An 18111-nucleotide genomic window follows, 5' to 3' on the forward strand; every position below is an offset into this window, starting at 1 on the left:
AAAAAAAGCCCGCTGCGGCAGCGGGCTGAATCTATCCTTGGAGGAGAATAGAGGAGACAGGTTCATAATGCTGCATCGCAAAAAAGAAATCCAATTTAGATTTTCAATATCCGCCATTGCTTTTATAAATGACTCAACAGTGTCCATCTCAATCGGGACGCTCTTGGTGCAAAAAAGAAAATGTTCTACGATAGCAAAATGTTTAAAGACGCCTTGCTGTCGTTTACGTTCTTTCCGAATTTTCCATCCACGCGGGCCTGCCGCGCGTTGCCATTGTCGACCTTCCCCGGCTATCATCCCGGTGGCGGACGCCGGCCATGTGCGGCGCCGCCGGCGCGGCGTGTGCGATCCGGCCGTTTCGTAGGGTGCGCCCTGCCAACGTTCACTGCCCTGGGTTTGCCTACCGGCCGATGCATCTTCCATTGAACCGATCCACGAACCACGGCCTGCGCCGGACGGTCGCCGTCTGGATGCTGGCCTGCGTGGCCGCGCTGTGCGCGGGCAGGGCGCTCGTGCCGCCCGCGCGCGCGCAAAGCGCCGTACCCGCCGTGCCGCTGGAGCGGCGCGTGAAGGCGGCCTTCCTGTATAAATTCCTCGGCTACACGGAGTTTCCCGCCACCGCCTTCGCCGACGCGGCCGCGCCGCTGACGATCGGCGTGATCGGCGCGGACGACCTGGCCGTCGAGCTGGCGCGCGTCGTGGCCGGGCGCACCGTCAACAACCGACCCATCGAGGTGCGCGAGCTGCGCGAAGCCGACGTGGGCGCGCGCGTGCACCTGCTGTTCGTGGGTGGTGGCGACGCGCAGCGCGTGGGACGCATCGTGCGCCAGGCGAGCGCCGCGATGCTCGTGGTGACCGAGTGCGAGAACGGCTTGCAGCTCGGCAGTGTGATCAATTTCCGCATCGTCGACGAGCGCGTCCGCTTCGACGTCTCCCTCGATGCGGCGGAACGTAATGGCATCAAGCTCAGTTCGCGCCTGCTGACAGTGGCGAACCGGGTGCAGAAAGGAGCGCAGTGATGGTGGTGCGCGACGGCGGCACGGTCCGCGGCAAACTCATATTGATGGCGGTGGCGACCACGTTCGTCGCCTTGCTGGCGGCATCCGTCGCGATGCTGCTGTTCGACCTGCGGGCGTTCCAGCGCTACTGGACGGACGACCTGATGACGCAGGCCGACATCATGGCGCGCGTGACGGCGCCCGCGCTCGCGTTCAACGACGAGGAGACGGCACGCCAGAACCTGGCCGTACTGCGGGTGCGTCCGCAGATCCTCGCGGCCGCGGTCTACACGAGCGATGGCACGCGCTTCGCCACGTATGCGTCCGCGCCGAACCAGACGATCCCCGCGCGGCCGGCGCCGTCCGGGTACCGCATCGAGGCGGGCGAAGTGGCCGTGTTCCGCAACATCGTGGAAAACGGCGAGATGGTGGGCACCGTGTACCTGCGCTCGCGCTACGGCCTGTTCGACCGCCTCGTGAGCTATGGCGCGATCCTCGGCGCCGTGATGCTGGGCGCGCTGCTGATCGCGGGCCTCGTCGCGTCGCGGCTGCAGGCGGCCATCACGCGGCCGCTCGCCGCTGTGACGAACGTCGCGCGCCAGGTGGTGCAGCGGCGCGATTTCACGCTGCGCGTACCCGGCAACGACAGCGGCGAGATCGGCGTGCTCGTTGCCGCGTTCAACGACATGCTGGCCGAGATCGGCCGCCGCTCGCACGCGCTGCAGGAAGCCAACGCGACCTTGGAGCACGAGATGCAGGTGCGCCAGCGCGCGGAAGAGGCGCTGCGCCTGGCCGACCGCCGCAAGGACGAATTCCTCGCCACCCTGGCGCATGAATTGCGCAACCCGCTCGCGCCCATCCGCACGGGCCTGGACATCCTCCGGCTGCGCAGCGGCGACGCCCAGGCCACCCAGCGAGCCACGGACATCATGGAGCGCCAGCTGCGCCAGATGGTGCGCCTCGTCGACGACCTGCTGGACGTCTCGCGCATCAACACGGGCAAGTTCACGATCAAGAGCGGTCGCGTGGAACTGAAGGCCGTCGTCAACGACGCGCTCGAAGTCGTGCGTCCGTACATCGAACTGCACGGCCACGAGCTGACCATCGACCTGCCGGACCGTCCAGTGTTCCTGAACGGCGACGCGACGCGCCTCGCGCAGATCCTGTCGAACCTGCTGAACAACGCCGCCAAGTACACGAACCGCGGCGGCCGCGTGGGGCTGAAGGCGACGGTGGACGACCGCACCTTGAACCTGGTCGTGTCCGACACGGGCATCGGCATCGCGCCCGACATGCTGGACACGGTGTTCGAGATGTTCGTGCAGGTCGATTCCACCTTGGAGCGGTCGAACGCGGGTCTCGGTGTCGGGCTGTCGCTGGCGAGAAAGCTCGTCGAGCTGCACGGCGGCACCATCGAGGCGCACAGCGCCGGCGTCGGTCACGGCAGCCAGTTCGTCGTGCGCCTGCCGATCGTCGTCGAGCCGGAGCTGCCGGCGAAGCCGACGCCGATGTCGTTCATCAGCGCCGAGACGTACCGCATCCTGCTGGCCGACGACAACGTCGACTTCGTCAACAGCATCGGCGCGCTGCTGACGGCGATGGGGCACAGCGTCGTCATCACGCACAACGGCCCCGACGCGCTGGCCGCCGCCAAGCGCTTCTGTCCGGACTACGCCTTCCTCGACATCGGCCTGCCGCAGATGTCCGGTTACGACCTGGCGCGCGGCATCCGCGACCTGTCGTGCTGCACGATGACGGTGATGGTCGCCGTCACGGGGTGGGGCCAGGAAAAGGACCGCCAGCTGGCGTTCGAGGCCGGCTTCGACCACCATATGGTCAAGCCCGTGCGCTTCGAGCAGATCGAGGAAATCCTGGGGAATCGCAGCATTATCAAGAAGCTGCGCACGTGAGCGGCCGGCGCCGCCAATGAAAAAAGGCTCATGAACCGCTTTCGCGTGTCATGAGCCTTTTGTCTGAAAAAGTTGGTGCGGCTGGCAGGAATCGAACCCACGACCCCTTGGTTCGTAGCCAAGTACTCTATCCAGCTGAGCTACAGCCGCCCGAGGCACGCATTATAGCGGGGCTTTGCCGTTTGGAAAAGGTCAATTTGGCTTCCTGGCCAGTGCGATGCGTGCCGGAAAGAATGAAAAAAGGCTCATGAACCGCTTGCACGTGTCATGAGCCTTTTGTCTGAAACAGTTGGTGCGGCTGGCAGGAATCGAACCCACGACCCCTTGGTTCGTAGCCAAGTACTCTATCCAGCTGAGCTACAGCCGCCCGAGGCACGCATTATAGCGGCATTCCGATATTTGGCAAGTCTCGCTTGTGTCTCCGCTTACTTCGACGTGACGACGACCGACGTCGTGCTCGGGTTGCCGCCTTTTGGTAAAAAACGGATGGGCGGATTGATCGGATGAGAAACGGGTTTCCGAAAGAAAAAAGCTCATGAGCGCTTGCGCATTCATGAGCCTTGATCGTGAAACGTTGGTGCGGCTGGCAGGAATCGAACCCACGACCCCTTGGTTCGTAGCCAAGTACTCTATCCAGCTGAGCTACAGCCGCCCGAGCCCTGCATTATAGCAGCCCGTATCTCGAATGGCAAAAGACCAAGGATCACGCGACCATGCATGGCGCATTGACAACACTCGAAGGTGATCCTAAAGTGATATCACTTTCATATAACAACGGGAACCAGCATGTCCACACATACTCGTCAGGAAGCGCAATTCACGTCGATGAACGGTTATGCGGCGTTTGCCTGCGGCCTGCTCGCGGTGCTGGCCGGCGCGTGGATCCTCCACGCCGCCAATATGGGCTCGGCGTCGGGTGGGGCGGCGGTCGGCGGCATCGCGCTCGCCATCGCCGGGCTGTTCGTGTGCGCGGGCGTCTACATGCTCCAGCCCAACGAGACGGCCGTGCTGACCTTGTTCGGACGCTATGTCGGCACGGACCGCGGCGAGGGCCTGCGCTGGGCGTTCCCGCTGTATCGCAAGCGCAAGCTGACGGTGCGGGCGCGCAACCTCAATATGTCGACGCTGAAGGTCAACGACAAGCGGGGCAATCCGGTGGAGCTGGCCGCGGCCGTCGTGTGGCGCGTGCGCGATACGGCGCAGGCGCTGTTCGAAGTCGACGATTTCGAGCGCTACGTCAGCGTGCAGGCCGAGGCCGCACTGCGCCACCTGGCCGCGCAATACGCGTACGACGAAGGCGAGGACCTGGCACCCGGCGAAATGACCTTGCGCGGCGGCGCGAGCGAGGTGGCGCTGGCGCTCAGCGACGAGCTCACGGCGCGCTTCGAGGCGGCCGGCGTGGAAACGCTGGACGCGAAGCTGACGCACCTCGCGTACGCCCCCGAGATCGCCCAGGTGATGCTGCGCCGCCAGCAGGCCCAGGCCATCATCAGCGCCCGGGCCCGCATCGTGCACGGTGCCGTCACGATGGTCGAGGATGCGTTGAAAGGGCTGGCCGAGCGCCAGATCGTCGAGCTGGATGCGGAGCGCAAGGCGTCGATGGTCAGCAACTTGCTGGTGGTGCTGTGCTCCGACCGCGACGCGCAGCCCATCATCAACGCGGGCACGCTGTATAACTGACGCGCGTCGATGGCGAGCCCGGGGAAAAAGTCGTATCCGCTGCGTATCGATCCCGCGCTGTGGGAGCAGTTGCAGCGGCTGGCCGCGAACGATTTGCGCAGCGTGAACGCCGAGATCGAATTCCTGCTGCGCGAGGCGCTGGCGCGGCGCGGCATCCGTGTGGCGTCGGTGCGGGAGGACGGGGAAGGGGGCGATACGCCCTGACGCAATGAAAAAGGCTCATGAGCGCTTGCGCGTCTCATGAGCCTTTTATCGCAATACATTGGTGCGGCTGGCAGGAATCGAACCCACGACCCCTTGGTTCGTAGCCAAGTACTCTATCCAGCTGAGCTACAGCCGCCCGAGCCACGCATTATAGCAGCGGTTTCATGAATGGCAAAGTGCGGCCGGCGCGGTGTTCACAGCTCGTGCGTGTAGACGATGAAGCCCAGGTGCCGGGCGACCTTGTCGTACAGCGCCCGGCCCGCCGCGTTGGTGGTGTGCGTCTGCCAGTACACGCGCGAACTGCCGGCGGCCCGCGCCGCCGCGTACACGCCCTCGATCAGTTGCCGCCCGACGCCGCGGCCGCGCAGCGCCGGTACGGTGAACAGGTCTTGCAGGTAGCAGACGTCGTGCAGCCGCGTCGTGCTGCGATGGAAGAGGTAGTGCGCAAGGCCGACGATGCGGCCGTCTTCCTCGGCCACGAGCGCGTGGACGGGTTCGGCCGGATCGAAGAACCGGTGCCACGTCGCTTGCGTGATGGCGTCGGGAAGGGCCGTCGGGCCGCTGCGCTCGTAAAACGCGTTATAGCCATCCCACAGCGGGCGCCACTGGTCATGGTCGGCGGGGGCGAGTGGGCGAATGATGGGTTGGCTCGGCATGGCGGCGCGTGTTATGGATGAGCAACCGGAGCGGCAATGAAAAAGGCCAGATCTTGCGATCTGGCCTTCCGAAAAACTTGGTGCGGCTGGCAGGAATCGAACCCACGACCCCTTGGTTCGTAGCCAAGTACTCTATCCAGCTGAGCTACAGCCGCCCGATGCACGCATTATAGCAGCGGCATGCCGAATGCGGAAGTCTTAATTTCTCTCAACATTTTCGGGCATTCTGGTAGATTAGGACCTGTGTCCTGGAAACCCGAAATGATGCCGCGCCGCAATCGAGCGCCCCGTTTGCCGGCGCTGTTGCGCATGGCCTGCTGCCTGTTGCTGGCGTGCCTGTGCTCGGCGGCGCTGGCCGCTGCGCCGCGCAGCCTGCGCTTCGAACGCATCGGGCTCGAAGAAGGGTTGTCGCAGGAGTCCGTCCTCGCCATGCTGCAGGACCGCGACGGCTTCATGTGGTTCGGTACGCAGGCGGGCCTGAACCGCTTCGACGGCTACCGCACCCAGGTGTTCCGCAACGATCCCAACGATCCGGCCAGCCTGGCCGACAATTACGTCCGCGCCGCGTACGAGGATGGCCAGGGCCGCTTGTGGTTCGGCACGCGCGGCGGCCTCGCGCGCTTCGATGCCGCCACCCGCACGTTCATCCGCCAGCCCCTGCAGGCCGCCGGCGCGCGCGATACCCGCACGAGCGCCGTCACGGCGATCATCGGCGACGGCGCCGACGGCCTGTGGGTGGGCACCAGCGACGGGATCGTGCACGTCGATCCGGCCACGGGCGGCGTCCTCAAGCTGCGCCACGACAGCCGGGACCCCGGCAGCCTGCGCGACGACCGCGTCACGGCGCTCGCCCTCGATCCGCACGGCGGCCTGTGGGTCGGCAGCGGCGTCGGCCTCGACCACCTGCCGGTGGGCGGCGTCCGCTTCGAGCATGTCGACATCGAGGCCGGCAACGGCAAGCGCAACACGGTTGGCGCGCTGTCGATGGGACCGCGCGACACCTTGTGGATCGGCACCGACGCGGGCCTCGAAGCGTGGCGCATCGGCGACGGTCCGCCGCAGCGCCATCACGTCGGCGCCGACGAGGGCATGGGCGAAGGCCGGGTGCGCGCCTTGTATCACGACCAGGGCAGCAACCTGTGGGTGGGTACGGAACTCGACGGCCTCAAATGGCGCGACCCGGCCAGCGGCCGCTTCGTCGGCTATGTCAGCCAGCCGCTCGACCGCCACTCGCTGTCCGACAACCAGGTCACGTCGGTCTGGGTCGACCGCACGGGGACGCTGTGGGCCGGCACGATGTTCGGCGGCGTCAACCGCGCCGACCTGGCGAGCGGCGGCTTTGCCCGCTTCTCCATGCTGCCGGGCGAAGCGGCCGACCTGCGCAGTGCGCGCAAGATCCGCACGATCGCCATCGGCGCCGACGGCCGCCTGTGGCTCGGCACCACTGCCGGCGGCATCGTGCACTTCGACCCCAACAGCGGCCATGCCGACGTGCTGCGCCACGATCCGGCGAATCCCGCGAGCCTGCCGGACGACATGGTGAACCGCGTGCTGCCGGGGCGCGGCCGCCTGTGGGTGGGCTCCCCCAGCGGCCTGTCATGGCGCGACCCGGCGACGGGCCGGTTCACGCAGGTGCCGCTGGGCCGCGAGGCCGGCGCCAACTGGGTGCAGGACTTGATGCTCGACCGCGCCGGGGCGCTGTGGATCGTCACCCGCGGCGGCCTGTTCATGCTGGCGCCGGACGGCCACACGATGCGCGGCTGGCGCCACGATCCGGCCGTTCCGGGCAGTCTCGGCGAGAACTACGGCTTCGCCGTGCTCGAGGACCGCGCGGGCGCCATCTGGATCGGCACGGAGAATGGCCTCGACCGCTACGACCGCGCGACCGGCCTCTTCACGCACTACCGCCACGATCCGGCCGACCCCACGAGCCTGGGCCACAACCGCGTCTACTACCTGTACGAATCGGCGCGTGGCGACCTCTGGGTCGGTACGGCGGGCGGCCTGCACCGCGTGGAGCGGGGCGCCGGGGGCAACGTCACGTTCCGGCCGTTCCCCGTGACGACCGCGCGCGACCAGGTGCCGATCGGCGGCATCCTCGAGGACGGCAACGGGCAGATCTGGGTCAGCACGACGGTCGGCCTGACCCGCGTCGACCCGGACACGGGGCGCTACAAGAACTACACGGCGAAGGACGGCCTCACGGACGGCTCGTACTTCGTCGGCTCGGCCGCGCGGGGCGCCGACGGCGAGCTGCACTTCGGCGGCATCAGCGGCATGACGTCGTTCCAGCCCGAGGACATCCACGACAATCCGTTCCCGCCTGCCGTCGCCATCACTGATTTCCTCGTGTTCAACCGGCCGCGCGCGCTGCCGGCCGCCATCGAGCGCCTGCGCGACGTGCGCCTCTCCCACCGCGAGTCCGTATTTACCCTGGAATTCGCGGCGCTGCACTACGCCGACCCGCAGGCGAATCGCTACGCCTACCGCCTGCGCGGCTTCGACCAGGACTGGACCGAGACGGACGCCGCCAAGCGCTTCGCCACGTACACGAACCTCGATCCGGGCGACTATGTGTTCGAGGTGCGGGCCGCCAACAAGGACGGCGTGTGGAGCGAGAAGCCGGCCACGCTCGGCATCTCGATCACGCCGCCGTTCTGGATGACGTGGTGGTTCCGCCTGGCCGTGGCGAGCGTGCTGGCGGCGACCGTCGTCGCGCTGTACCGCCTGCGCGTGCGCGTGCTCGTGCAGCAGACCGAGCGTCTCGAGCACCAGGTGGGCGCGCGCACCGCGGAACTCGTGCTGCAGAAGGAGCAGGCCGAACGCCGCAAGCAGGAAGCCGAGGCGCAGAAGGAAGCCGTGGAGCAGGCGCGCCGCAACATCGCCCTGTTGTCCGACATCGGCCGCGAGCTGACGGCGAACCTGGACGGCGAGGCGATCATGGCCAATGTGTACGGCCAGGTGCGCCAGCTGATGGACGCGCCGCTGTTCGCGATCGGTCTCGCGCACGCGGACGGCCTGCTTGCGTATCCGTACGTCGTCGCGGACGGCCGCCGCGTGCCCGAAGCGGGACTGTTCCCCGCGCGCGTGCGCGGGCTTGGCGCGTACTGCCAGGCGACGGGCGAGGAAATCCTGATCGGCGACCTCGCGCGCGACTACGCCCGCTTTGCGGGCCTCGTGCGCGACGTGCTCGGCACGGATCCCGCCGACGCCGACGCGGGCGCGCTGCCGCCACTGCGCTCGCTGCTGTTCGTGCCGATCCTCGTCGGCAGCCGCGTGCTGGGCGTGATCACGGTGCAGAGCGGACGTCCGGGTGCGTACCACAACGTGCAGCTCGACATGCTCAGCACCCTCGCATCGTACGTCGGCGTCGCGCTCGACAACGCGGACGCCTACCGTCAACTGAAGGAAACGCAGGCGCAGCTGGCGGCGCGTGAAAAGCTCGCGTCGCTCGGTTCCCTCGTCGCCGGCGTCGCGCACGAATTGAATACGCCGATCGGCAACAGCCTGCTGATGGCCAGCACCTTGCAGGAAAAGACGGACGCGCTGGCCGACCGGTTCGCGCACAACGCCTTGAAGAAATCGGACCTGGAGACATGGATCGCGGCCGCGCGCGAGGCGGGGAGCCTCATCGTGCGCAGCCTGAACGCGGCGGCGGACCTCGTGAACAGCTTCAAGCAGGTGTCCGTCGACCAGGCCAGCACGCAGCGGCGCCGCTTCGACCTGGGCCAGGCCTGCCACGAGATCGCCGCCACGATGATGAACCAGGTGCGCCGCGCCGGCCACACGCTCGAACTGCGCGTGCCGCCGGGGATCGCGATGGACAGTTATCCGGGGCCGTTCGGCCAGGTCGTCATCAACTTCATCAACAACGCGCTGCTGCACGCGTTCGACGCCCCGGGCGGCCGGATGGTGCTCACGGCCACGCCGATCGACGGCGGCCGCGTGCGCATCGAATTTTCCGACGACGGCCGCGGCATCGCGCCGGAACATTTGTCGCGCATCTTCGACCCGTTCTTCACGACCCGCATGGGGCAGGGCGGCACGGGACTCGGGATGAACATCGCGTACAACCTCGTGACGACCGTGCTGCAGGGGACGATCCGCGTGGAGAGCAGGCCGGACGCGGGTACGGCGTTCATCCTCGAGTTGCCACTGCGGGCGGTGGAGGCGCCCGTACCCGTGCGGGCGGACGGCTAGGCCGCGCGGCTCACACGACGTTGGTCGGCTTCCCCGCCACCCACGCCTCGAGATTGTCGACCAACATATCGGCCAAGGTCTGCATCGCGCCGCCGCTGGCCCACGCCACGTGCGGCGTCAGCACGAAGTTCGGCAGCCGCAGCTGCAGCAGCGGATTGTCGGCGGCGGGCGGCTCCTTGCTCAACACGTCGAAGCCGGCACCGGCGATCGTGCCGTCGGTGAGCGCCTGCGCCAGCGCCGCTTCGTCGACGAGGCCGCCGCGCGCCGTGTTGATCAGGATGGCGTTCTTTTTCATCGCCGCCAGCTCGCGCGCGCCGATCATGTGGCGCGTCGCGTCCGTGAGCGGCAGGTGCAGGCTGACGACGTCCGACGTGGCCAGCAGGTCGTCCAGCGGGAGCGTGGTGACGTCGGTGTCCGCGGCGGGGGAGCGCGACGTGACGGCGACGTCCATCCCGAACGCGCGCCCGATCTGTGCGACGCGCCGGCCCAGCGCACCGTAGCCGACGATGCCCAGGCGGCTGCCCGCGAGGTCGCCGATCGGGTGGTCGAGCAGGCAGAAACGCGTCGACCGTTCCCAGCGGCCCGCTTCGACGTCGACGACGTAGGCGCGCAGGTTGCGGCGCACGGCGAGGATCAGCGCGAAGCAGTGCTCGGGCACGGAGACGAGCGAGTAGTTACGGATGTTGGCGACGACGATGCCGCGCGCGCGGCAGGCGGCGAGATCCACGTTGTCCATGCCGGTGGCGGCCACGGCGACCATCTTCAGGTCGGGCAGTTGCGCGATGGTGTCCGCGCGCAGCGGCACCTTGTTCGTGATGGCGATCGTCGCGCCGCGCAGGCGTTCCACGACCTCGTCCGGCTGCGTGGCCCCGTGGTCGGTCCACGTGTGCGCGAACGCGGGCGTGCGGATGTCGGCGATCAGGCTGTCGCGGTCGAGGAAGACGATCTTGTGCTGAGCAATGTCGTGCATGGCTGTCCCGGGCAAAGAAGGACTGCCATTGTAGAGCGCGGACGAAAAAAAGACAGGGCGGACCCTGTCTTTCGAGGATGGAGGGGCTTGAGCCGGTTCGCGGCGCCTTACTTGGCGGCGTCGGCCTTCTGGTCTGCGTGTGCCTCGGCCTTCTCGGCTGCGGCTTCCGCCTTGGCTTTGGCGGCTTTCTTGTGTGCTTTGGCTTTCTTCTTCGTGGCGTCGGCTTTCGCGACGGCGACGTCTGCATTCGCTTCCGCGGCTTTCTTCTCCAGCTTCGCATCGGCCTTCACGTCGGCCTTTTCTTCCTTGGCTTCGGCTTTCGCGGCTTTCTTGTCTGCCTTGATCTCGGCTTTGGCGGCCGGCGTCGTCGTGGCCGGGGTGGTGGCCGTCTGCGCGAACGCCGCGGTGGCGAACAGGCCTGCGATCAGGGTAGCGACGATTTTGCTCATGGCGATGTTTCCTTCAGGTGTCGTTGAGAGGCGGGAAGATTCCCGAGCTACTGGGCCACAAACGCTGCCGCCGTGCGTCCGGTTGACGGCTCTTTACATCCCGTTACAACTACTTATGCGACCGTGCGGTGTTTGACAGTGGAAATTATTCGAACGATACTCTGGCGGCACTCCCGGCCTACCCGGCCAACACCACAACATCGACACTACCGAGATCGCCCGTGAGAACACCAACCTCCACCCTCCGTACCACCCTGACCGCCATCGCACTCGCCACCGCGGCGCTGGCCGCACAGGCCGCAGACACCGTCCACATCGATACGCAGCGCCTGTCGCAGGACGTCAAGGTGCTGTCGTCCGACGCGTTCGAAGGCCGCGGCCCGAACACGCCCGGCGAAACGAAGACCGTGAACTACCTGATCGAGCAGTTCAAGCTCGCGGGCCTGCAGCCTGGCGGCGACCTCGTCGACGGCAAGCGCGGCTGGACCCAGGACGTGCCGCTGGGCCGCTTCGAGATCCAGGGCCCGGTCGACGTGACGGTGTCCGAGGGCGGCACGACGAAAAAGTTCACGCAAGGCAACGAGATCGCGATCCGCGCGGCCATGACGGGCGCGAAGGCGGTCGACTTCAAGAACGCGCCGCTCGTCTTCGTCGGCTACGGCGTCACCGCGCCGGAGCGCAAGTGGGACGATTTCAAGGGCCAGGATCTGAAGGGCAAGCTGGCCGTCGTGCTGATCAACGACCCGGACTTCGAGACGGGCAAGGGCGACTTCGGCGGCAAGGCCATGACCTACTACGGCCGCTGGACCTATAAATACGAGGAAATGGCACGCCGCGGCGCGATCGGCACGTTGATCGTCCACGAGACGGCACCCGCGTCGTACGGCTGGGCCACGGTGAAGAACTCGAACACGAACGTGCAATACGACATCGTGCGCAAGAATCCGCTGGAATCGCATGCGCCGGTCGAAGCGTGGATCCAGCGCGACGTCGCCGTCGACCTGTTCAAGCATGCGGGCCTCGACTTCGACAAGCTCAAGAAGCAGGCGCAAACGCGCGCGTTCAAGCCCGTCGCGCTGAAGGGCGTGACGATGTCGGCGCACTACGGCGTCGACGCCAAGGTCATCACGTCGAAGAACGTGCTGGCCATCCGTCCGGGCAGCGCGCATCCGGACCAGGTCGTGATGTACAGCGGCCACTGGGACCACCTCGGCGTCGGCGAGCCGGACGCCAAGGGCGACAAGATCTACAACGGCGCCATCGACAACGGCACGGGCATCGCCGCGCTGCTGGAACTGGGCCGCGCCTTCGCGAACGCGCCTGCGCCCAAGCGCAGCGTCGTGTTCCTCGCCGTGACGGCGGAAGAGAAGGGCCTGCTGGGTTCCGAATACTATGCGAGCAATCCCGTCTATCCGCTGGCGAAGACGGTGGGCGTCATCAATATGGACGCGCTGAGCCCGTACGGCCCGGCGCACGACTTCTCGATCTCCGGCAGCGCCAAGCTCGACCTGCTGGACGAGCTGATCGCGAAGGCGAAGCAGGGCGGCCTGCGCTTCTCGCCGGATCCGAAACCGGAGGCGGGCCACTTCTTCCGTTCCGACCACTTCTCGTTCGCCAAGCACGGCGTGCCGGCGGTGTCGTTCGAGTCGGGCCAGGACTGGGAGCAGGGCGGCGTCGCGGCCGGCAAGGCGTCTGAAGAAAAATACGTGAACAACGCCTACCACCAGCCCGCCGACGAGTGGAGCGCGTCGTGGCCGTTCACGGGCATGGCGCATGACCTCGGCATCCTGTACGCGCTGGGGCGCGACCTCGCCGATTCGTCCGTGTGGCCGAACTGGGCGAAGGATTCCGAGTTCCGCGCCGCGCGCGACGCGACGGCGGCCGAGCGCAAGTAACACGCGACGGGTGGCGCGCACCATGCGCGCCACCCACGGTTAGGTGGCGAACAGTCGCGCCCGCACCGCCTGCCTACACTGAGGCAAATCGATGCGGAGGTGATGCCATGCCGGACCCGTTGAAGCTGTACAAGGCCAAGCGCGACTTCCAGATCACGGCCGAGCCCGAAGAAGGCGGCGAAGCGAGCAAGGATGCGCTGACGTTCGTGATCCAGAAGCACTGGGCCACCCGCCTGCACTACGATTTCCGTCTGGAACTGGACGGCGTCATGAAGAGCTGGGCCGTGCCGAAAGGCCCCAGCTACGACACCCACGACCGCCGCATGGCCGTGCACGTGGAAGACCATCCCATCTCGTATTCCGATTTCGAAGGGACGATCCCGCCGCACCAGTACGGCGCCGGCAAGGTCATCATCTGGGACAAGGGCACGTGGGAACCCGTCGGCGATCCGCGCCAGGGCTATAAAAAGGGCGAGATCAAGTTCGAGATGCATGGCCACAAGATGCACGGGCGCTGGGTGCTCGTGCGCCTGCGCGGCCACGACGACGACAAGCAGGAGCCCTGGCTCCTCATCAAGGAAACCGACGAGTACGCGAAGCCGGCAAGCGAATTCTCCGTCGTCGACGAATTTCCCGACAGCGTGAAGGACTTGCCGATGCCCGAGCGGGGCGCGGCCGCGAAGGTGGCGGAATTGAAGGCCGAACGCGACGGCGCGGTGGCCAAGCCCGCGCGCAAATCCGCGGCAAAGACGGCGACAAAGACGGCGACCGCGACCGCGAAGCCGAAGCGCGGCGCCATGCCGGAGGGCGCCGTCAAGGCCGACCTGCCGGAAACGTTGACACCGGAACTGGCGACCCTCGTCGACGGTCCGCCGGCCGATCCGGAAAACTACATCTACGAGATCAAGTTCGACGGCTACCGCATGCTCGCGCGCGTGGAGGGCAAGGACGTCCGCCTCATCACCCGCAACGGCAACGACTGGACGGACAAGCTCGGCCCCCTGCAGCAGGAAATCCGGCGGATGAAGCTGCCGGACGGCTGGTACGACGGCGAGATCGTCGTGCACGACGAGAACGGCAAGCCGAACTTCAATCTGCTGCAGCTCGCGTTCGATGGCTCCAACACGGCGAAGATCGTCTACTTCGTGTTCGACGCGCCGTACTGCAAGGGTTACGACTTGCGCGACGTGCGCCTCGACGCGCGGCGCCCGTTTCTGCAGCAGGTGCTGGAGGATCGGCCGTCCGAGGTCGTGCGGTTCTCCGCCGAGTTCGGGACCGACCCGGCGCAGCTCGTCGACGCGGCGTGCCAGATCGGGCTCGAAGGCGTGATCGGCAAACGGCGCGATTCGCGCTACGTGACGCGCCGCTCGCCCGAGTGGATCAAGCTGAAATGCGGCCTGCGCCAGGAATTCGTCATCGGCGGCTACACCGATCCGCAAGGCTCGCGCACGGGCATCGGCTCGCTGCTGCTGGGCTACCACGACAAGGACGGCGTGCTGCGCTATGCGGGCAACTGCGGCAGCGGCTTCAACGGCGCGTCGCTGCGCCACATGCGCGAGGTGCTCGAAGAGATCGAGACCGACAAGAACCCGTTCCCGCCGCGCGCCGTGCCCGGTCGCACGAACCATTGGGTGAAGCCCGTCCTCGTCGCGGAAGTCAGCTTCTCGGAATGGACGGCGACGGATTCGGTCCGCCACCCCGTGTTCCAGGGCCTGCGCAAGGACAAGCCGGCGAAGAGCGTCGTGCGCGAGCTGCCGAAGCATATGCAGCCTGCGGAGGCTGACGGCGACGCGACACCTGCCGCGAAGCCTGCGCGCAAAACCGCCGCCAAGCGCGCGGCGGCGAAGACCCCGGCGCCGGCGGCGGTGGAGGGCACGCTGCCCGCCACGTTCAAGGTCACGCACGGCGAGCGCGTGGTGGATGCGGAAAGCGGCGTCACGAAGGTCGAGATGGTGCGTTATTACGCGCTGGTCGGCGAACTGATGATGGAACACCTGAAGGGCCGCCCCGTCTCGCTCGTGCGCGCGCCCGAGGGCGTGGGCGGTGAGCTGTTCTTCCAGAAGCACGTCGTCGACACGGCGAAGATGCCCGGCGTCGCGCAGATGGACCAGGCGCTCGACCCGGACCATCCGCGCATGACGCAGATCGCGACGGTCGAGGGGCTGCTGTCGAGTGCGCAGTGGAACGTCGTCGAGATCCACAGCCAGAACGCGACGGCGAAGCACTACGATACGCCGGACCGCATGGTGTTCGACCTCGACCCGGGCGAGGGCATCGACTGGCCCCAGGTGCAGGAGGCCGCCCAGATCATGCGTGTCTTCCTGGAGGAGCTGGGCCTGAAGCCGTTCCTCAAGACGAGCGGCGGCAAGGGGCTGCACGTCGTCGTGCCGCTGAAGCCGAAGCTCGACTGGGACACGGTGAAGGATTTTTCGCGCGCCATCGTGAACCACTTGTCGAAGACGCTGCCGGACCGCTTTTCCGCCAAGAGCGGCGCGAAGAACCGCGTGGGCCGCATCTTCATCGACTACCTGCGCAACGGCCGCGGCGCGACGACCGTCGCCGCATGGTCGGCCCGCGTGCGCCCCGGCCTCGGCATCTCGGTTCCGGTGCGGTGGGAAGAGCTGCCGAAGCTGAAGTCGGGCAGTCACTGGACCGTCAAGACCGTGCACACGCGCCTCGACGAAGGCAACGCGCCGTGGGCCGACTACGACAAGAGCGCCACGACGCTCACGAAGGCGATGAAGGCGCTGGGGTACAAGCCGGGAGACAAGTAAGCGGGCGGCGCAAGCGACGCACGCCGTTCACGTCGACTGTTGTCCGGGGTGGACGCCGTCGTCCGGCGCCGGATCGCCCCGTTCATTGCGGAAAATGGCGCGGACGTTCATCGCGGCGAGCCCCGCCTGCAGCGCGATCAGCGCCCACGCGCCGTCGTGCACGCCCCACACGATCCACAACGCGTTGCTGGCGATGAAGGTCCAGAAGCCGACGATGCGTTTCTTCGCATGGCGGGCACCGACGAGGAACGCGGCCACGAGCGTCACGGCCATCGCGGGCCATTGCAGCAGATCCAGCAGCGTGTCGAGATCCACTCAGGCGGCCTTCCTGCGCCGCGCCGGCGCCGCTTTCGCGGCCGGCTTGGCGGCCGCCTTCGTCGCCGTCTTGGCGCTCGTCGACTTCGCGGCCGTCGTGCGCTTCGCGCTCGCGTGCGTGGCCGCGTGCGCGGGCGCCTTGCGTGCGCGCGGCGCCGGGGTCTCGTCGCTGTCGTCGTCGTCCGCGTGACGCGCAGGTTTGGCGGACTTGCCCGGCGGCGGTTCGTCGTCGTCGTCGTCCGCGGCAGCCTTCGCGGCGGGCTTCTTGCCCAGGCTTGCCTGCAGCAGCGACACGAGGTCGATGACGTTCGCCTTCGCCGGCTTCTCTTCCTCCGGCTCCGGTTCCGTGAGGGTCTTGGTCTGGTTCGCCGCGACCTTCTTCTTGATCAGCGCGAGCACGTCCTCGCGATACGTGTCGTGGTACTGCTGCGGCTTCCATTTCTCGCTCATGCCTTCCACGAGCGCTTTCGCCATCTGCAATTCCTTGTCCGTGACCTGCGCGGCCTTCGAGTCGGCCGCCGGGATCTTGAGCTCGTCGACGGGGCGGATCTCGTCCGGATAGCGCAAGGTGTTCAGCACGATCGTGTCGCCCACGCAGACGAGGGCGGCCAGGTGCTGCTTGACGCGGATGACGACGTTCGCGATGCCGATCTTGCCGACCTCGCGCAACGTCTCGCGCAGCAGCGCATACACCTTGTCGCCGCCCTTGCCGGGCGCGAGGTAGTAGGGCTGCTCGTAGTAGATCAGCGGGACCTGCTCTGCGTTCACGAACGCGAGGATGTCGATGCTCTGCGTCGCTTCCGGGTTCGCGCGGCGCAGGTCCTCGTCGGTCAGCACGACGTATTCGCCGTCGCGGTATTCGTAGCCCTTGACGATGTCGTCCCACGACACTTCCTTGCCGGTCGCCTTGTTGTAGCGCTTGAAGCCGATCGGCGCGAAGTCGCGCCGGTCGAGCATCGTCAGGTCGAGCCCCTGGTCGCTCGCCGCCGGATACATCTCGACCGGGATGTGCACCAGCCCGAAGCTGATCGCACCCTTCCACATGCTTCTCGCCATGATCAGCTCCCCGGTTTATTCGCCGACCGATCCTGTGATCGGCAGCACGACGCCCGTCACGTAACCCGAACAGACGTTGGAGGCCAGGTAGACATAGGCAGGCGACATCTCTTCGGGCTGCGCGGGCCGGCCGAACGTCGTGCTCTGGCCGAATTTCGTGATGTCTTCCGGCGACTGGTCGGCCGGGTTCAGTGGCGTCCACACGGGGCCCGGCGCGACGGCGTTGACGCGGATGCCCTGGTCCAGCAGGTTCGCCGCCAGCGACATCGTGAAGGCGTGAATGGCGCCCTTCGTCGTCGAATAGTCGAGCAGTTTCTTCGAGCCCTTCAGGCCCGTCACGGAACCCGTGTTGATGATGGCCGCGCCCCGCTTCATGTAGGGCAGGCAGGCCTTCGCCATGTGGAAGTAGCCGTAGATATTCGTGCGCATCGTTTCGTCGAAGCGGTCTTCCGTCAGGTCGAGCAGCGATTCGGCGTGCTCCTGGAACGCGGCGTTATTCACGAGCACGTCGAGCCGGCCCCATTTCGCGACGACCTGGTCGACCGCCTGCTGGCAGAATTCCATGTCCTTCACGTCGCCGGCGATGGTGATGCATTTCTGGCCTTCGGCTTCGATGTAGCGCTGGGTCTCGGCCGCGTCCTCGTGCTCGTTCAGGTACAGGATCGCGACGTCGGCGCCTTCGCGCGCGAACAGGATCGCGACCGCGCGCCCGATGCCGGAATCGCCACCCGTCACGATGGCGACCTGGCCTGCCAGCTTGCCGCTGCCCTTGTACTGCTCGGCCATGAACTTGGGCTTGAGCTCCATCTGCGCTTCCAGGCCCGGCTTGGCCAGGTGCTGGGCGGGAAAGTCGCCGCTGGGCTGCTGGACGCCCGTCTGCGCCGCGCCACCTCCGCTGCCCTGGTCACCCTTCTGCATGCTCGCGTCCCGCTGGTCCTGACGGTTCTGGATCGCCTTCTGCTTGTTCGCCGCATCGTCCTGTGTTGCCATGGTGCCCTCCTTGT

At 66.9% G+C, this 18111-nt stretch carries 14 protein-coding genes and 5 tRNA genes; 7 read left to right on the forward strand and 12 right to left on the reverse strand.

Features of this window, described 5'->3' with window-relative positions:
- Positions 1-423: hypothetical protein (locus NX784_RS21955; RefSeq protein WP_258818825.1), on the reverse strand; the 423-nt coding region annotated here is incomplete at its 3' end.
- Between NX784_RS21955 and NX784_RS21960 the strand changes: the two genes are divergently transcribed.
- Together NX784_RS21960 and NX784_RS21965 are read left to right on the forward strand one after the other, a co-directional pair.
- On the forward strand, positions 423-1019 hold the full coding sequence (locus NX784_RS21960) for a TOL_0243 family YfiR-like periplasmic protein (RefSeq protein WP_258818826.1): 597 nt from the start codon (positions 423-425) through the stop codon (positions 1017-1019). The two genes, NX784_RS21955 and NX784_RS21960, sit on opposite strands and share 1 nt — an antisense overlap.
- Positions 1019-2908: a sensor histidine kinase, YfiR-like protein-associated gene (locus NX784_RS21965; protein WP_258818827.1), complete on the forward strand. Its 1890-nt coding sequence runs from the start codon at positions 1019-1021 to the stop codon at positions 2906-2908. Before NX784_RS21960 ends, NX784_RS21965 begins: the two co-directional genes overlap by 1 nt.
- A 73-nt stretch (positions 2909-2981) precedes the next feature.
- Here the strand turns inward: NX784_RS21965 and NX784_RS21970 are convergent.
- The 3 genes from NX784_RS21970 to NX784_RS21980 form a co-directional block, all read right to left on the reverse strand.
- Positions 2982-3058, reverse strand: a tRNA-Arg gene (locus NX784_RS21970).
- Between the two features lie 140 nt (positions 3059-3198).
- Positions 3199-3275 (reverse strand) — tRNA-Arg (locus tag NX784_RS21975).
- Between the two features lie 208 nt (positions 3276-3483).
- Positions 3484-3560: transfer RNA gene (locus NX784_RS21980), tRNA-Arg, on the reverse strand.
- Between the two features lie 134 nt (positions 3561-3694).
- Here NX784_RS21980 and NX784_RS21985 point away from each other — a divergent pair.
- Entirely contained in the window at positions 3695-4588 is an 894-nt protein-coding gene (locus NX784_RS21985; protein ID WP_258818828.1) for an SPFH domain-containing protein, read from the forward strand.
- Between the two features lie 9 nt (positions 4589-4597).
- Entirely contained in the window at positions 4598-4792 is a 195-nt protein-coding gene (locus tag NX784_RS21990; RefSeq protein WP_258818829.1) for a type II toxin-antitoxin system antitoxin, read from the forward strand.
- 59 nt (positions 4793-4851) lie between these two features.
- Here NX784_RS21990 and NX784_RS21995 read toward each other — a convergent pair.
- The 3 genes from NX784_RS21995 to NX784_RS22005 all read right to left on the reverse strand — a co-directional run bounded on the left by NX784_RS21995 (position 4852) and on the right by NX784_RS22005 (position 5603).
- A tRNA-Arg gene (locus tag NX784_RS21995) sits at positions 4852-4928 on the reverse strand.
- A 58-nt stretch (positions 4929-4986) separates the two neighbouring features.
- On the reverse strand, positions 4987-5448 hold the full coding sequence (locus tag NX784_RS22000; RefSeq protein WP_258818830.1) for a GNAT family N-acetyltransferase: 462 nt from the start codon (positions 5446-5448) through the stop codon (positions 4987-4989).
- 78 nt (positions 5449-5526) lie between these two features.
- Positions 5527-5603, reverse strand: a tRNA-Arg gene (locus NX784_RS22005).
- 106 nt (positions 5604-5709) lie between these two features.
- Between NX784_RS22005 and NX784_RS22010 the strand changes: the two genes are divergently transcribed.
- Positions 5710-9648: a sensor histidine kinase gene (locus NX784_RS22010; RefSeq protein ID WP_258818831.1), complete on the forward strand. Its 3939-nt coding sequence runs from the start codon at positions 5710-5712 to the stop codon at positions 9646-9648.
- A 10-nt stretch (positions 9649-9658) separates the two neighbouring features.
- Here the strand turns inward: NX784_RS22010 and NX784_RS22015 are convergent, their stop codons facing one another.
- Together NX784_RS22015 and NX784_RS22020 are read right to left on the reverse strand one after the other, a co-directional pair.
- A complete protein-coding gene (locus NX784_RS22015; protein WP_258818832.1) occupies positions 9659-10618 on the reverse strand; it encodes a D-2-hydroxyacid dehydrogenase in 960 nt (319 codons plus the stop codon).
- 107 nt (positions 10619-10725) lie between these two features.
- The gene (locus NX784_RS22020) at positions 10726-11067 is read right to left on the reverse strand and encodes a hypothetical protein (RefSeq protein WP_258818833.1); all 342 of its coding nucleotides are present in this window, start codon (positions 11065-11067) and stop codon (positions 10726-10728) included.
- A 221-nt stretch (positions 11068-11288) separates the two neighbouring features.
- On the opposite strand from NX784_RS22020, the gene NX784_RS22025 reads away from it, so the two are divergent.
- Both NX784_RS22025 and ligD read left to right on the forward strand, forming a co-directional pair.
- Positions 11289-12962: a M28 family metallopeptidase gene (locus tag NX784_RS22025; RefSeq protein ID WP_258818834.1), complete on the forward strand. Its 1674-nt coding sequence runs from the start codon at positions 11289-11291 to the stop codon at positions 12960-12962.
- Positions 12963-13069: 107 nt separating this feature from the next.
- Positions 13070-15736 (forward strand): DNA ligase D, encoded by a 2667-nt coding sequence (gene ligD / locus NX784_RS22030; protein WP_258818835.1) that lies wholly within the window; start codon positions 13070-13072, stop codon positions 15734-15736.
- Between the two features lie 27 nt (positions 15737-15763).
- Here the strand turns inward: ligD and NX784_RS22035 are convergent, their stop codons facing one another.
- Genes NX784_RS22035 through NX784_RS22045 form a run of 3 tightly spaced genes read right to left on the reverse strand, consistent with a single transcriptional unit; the run spans position 15764 to position 18097 of the window.
- A complete protein-coding gene (locus NX784_RS22035) occupies positions 15764-16051 on the reverse strand; it encodes a hypothetical protein (protein WP_370662961.1) in 288 nt (95 codons plus the stop codon).
- The gene (gene ku / locus NX784_RS22040) at positions 16052-17107 is read right to left on the reverse strand and encodes a non-homologous end joining protein Ku (protein ID WP_258818836.1); all 1056 of its coding nucleotides are present in this window, start codon (positions 17105-17107) and stop codon (positions 16052-16054) included.
- Between the two features lie 15 nt (positions 17108-17122).
- Positions 17123-18097 (reverse strand): SDR family oxidoreductase, encoded by a 975-nt coding sequence (locus NX784_RS22045; RefSeq protein WP_258818837.1) that lies wholly within the window; start codon positions 18095-18097, stop codon positions 17123-17125.
- Positions 18098-18111 lie beyond the last annotated feature (14 nt).

Origin of the sequence: Massilia pinisoli, from assembly GCF_024753285.1 — a bacterium.
In the GTDB taxonomy this organism is placed as follows: Bacteria; Pseudomonadota; Gammaproteobacteria; order Burkholderiales; family Burkholderiaceae_D; genus Telluria; species Telluria pinisoli.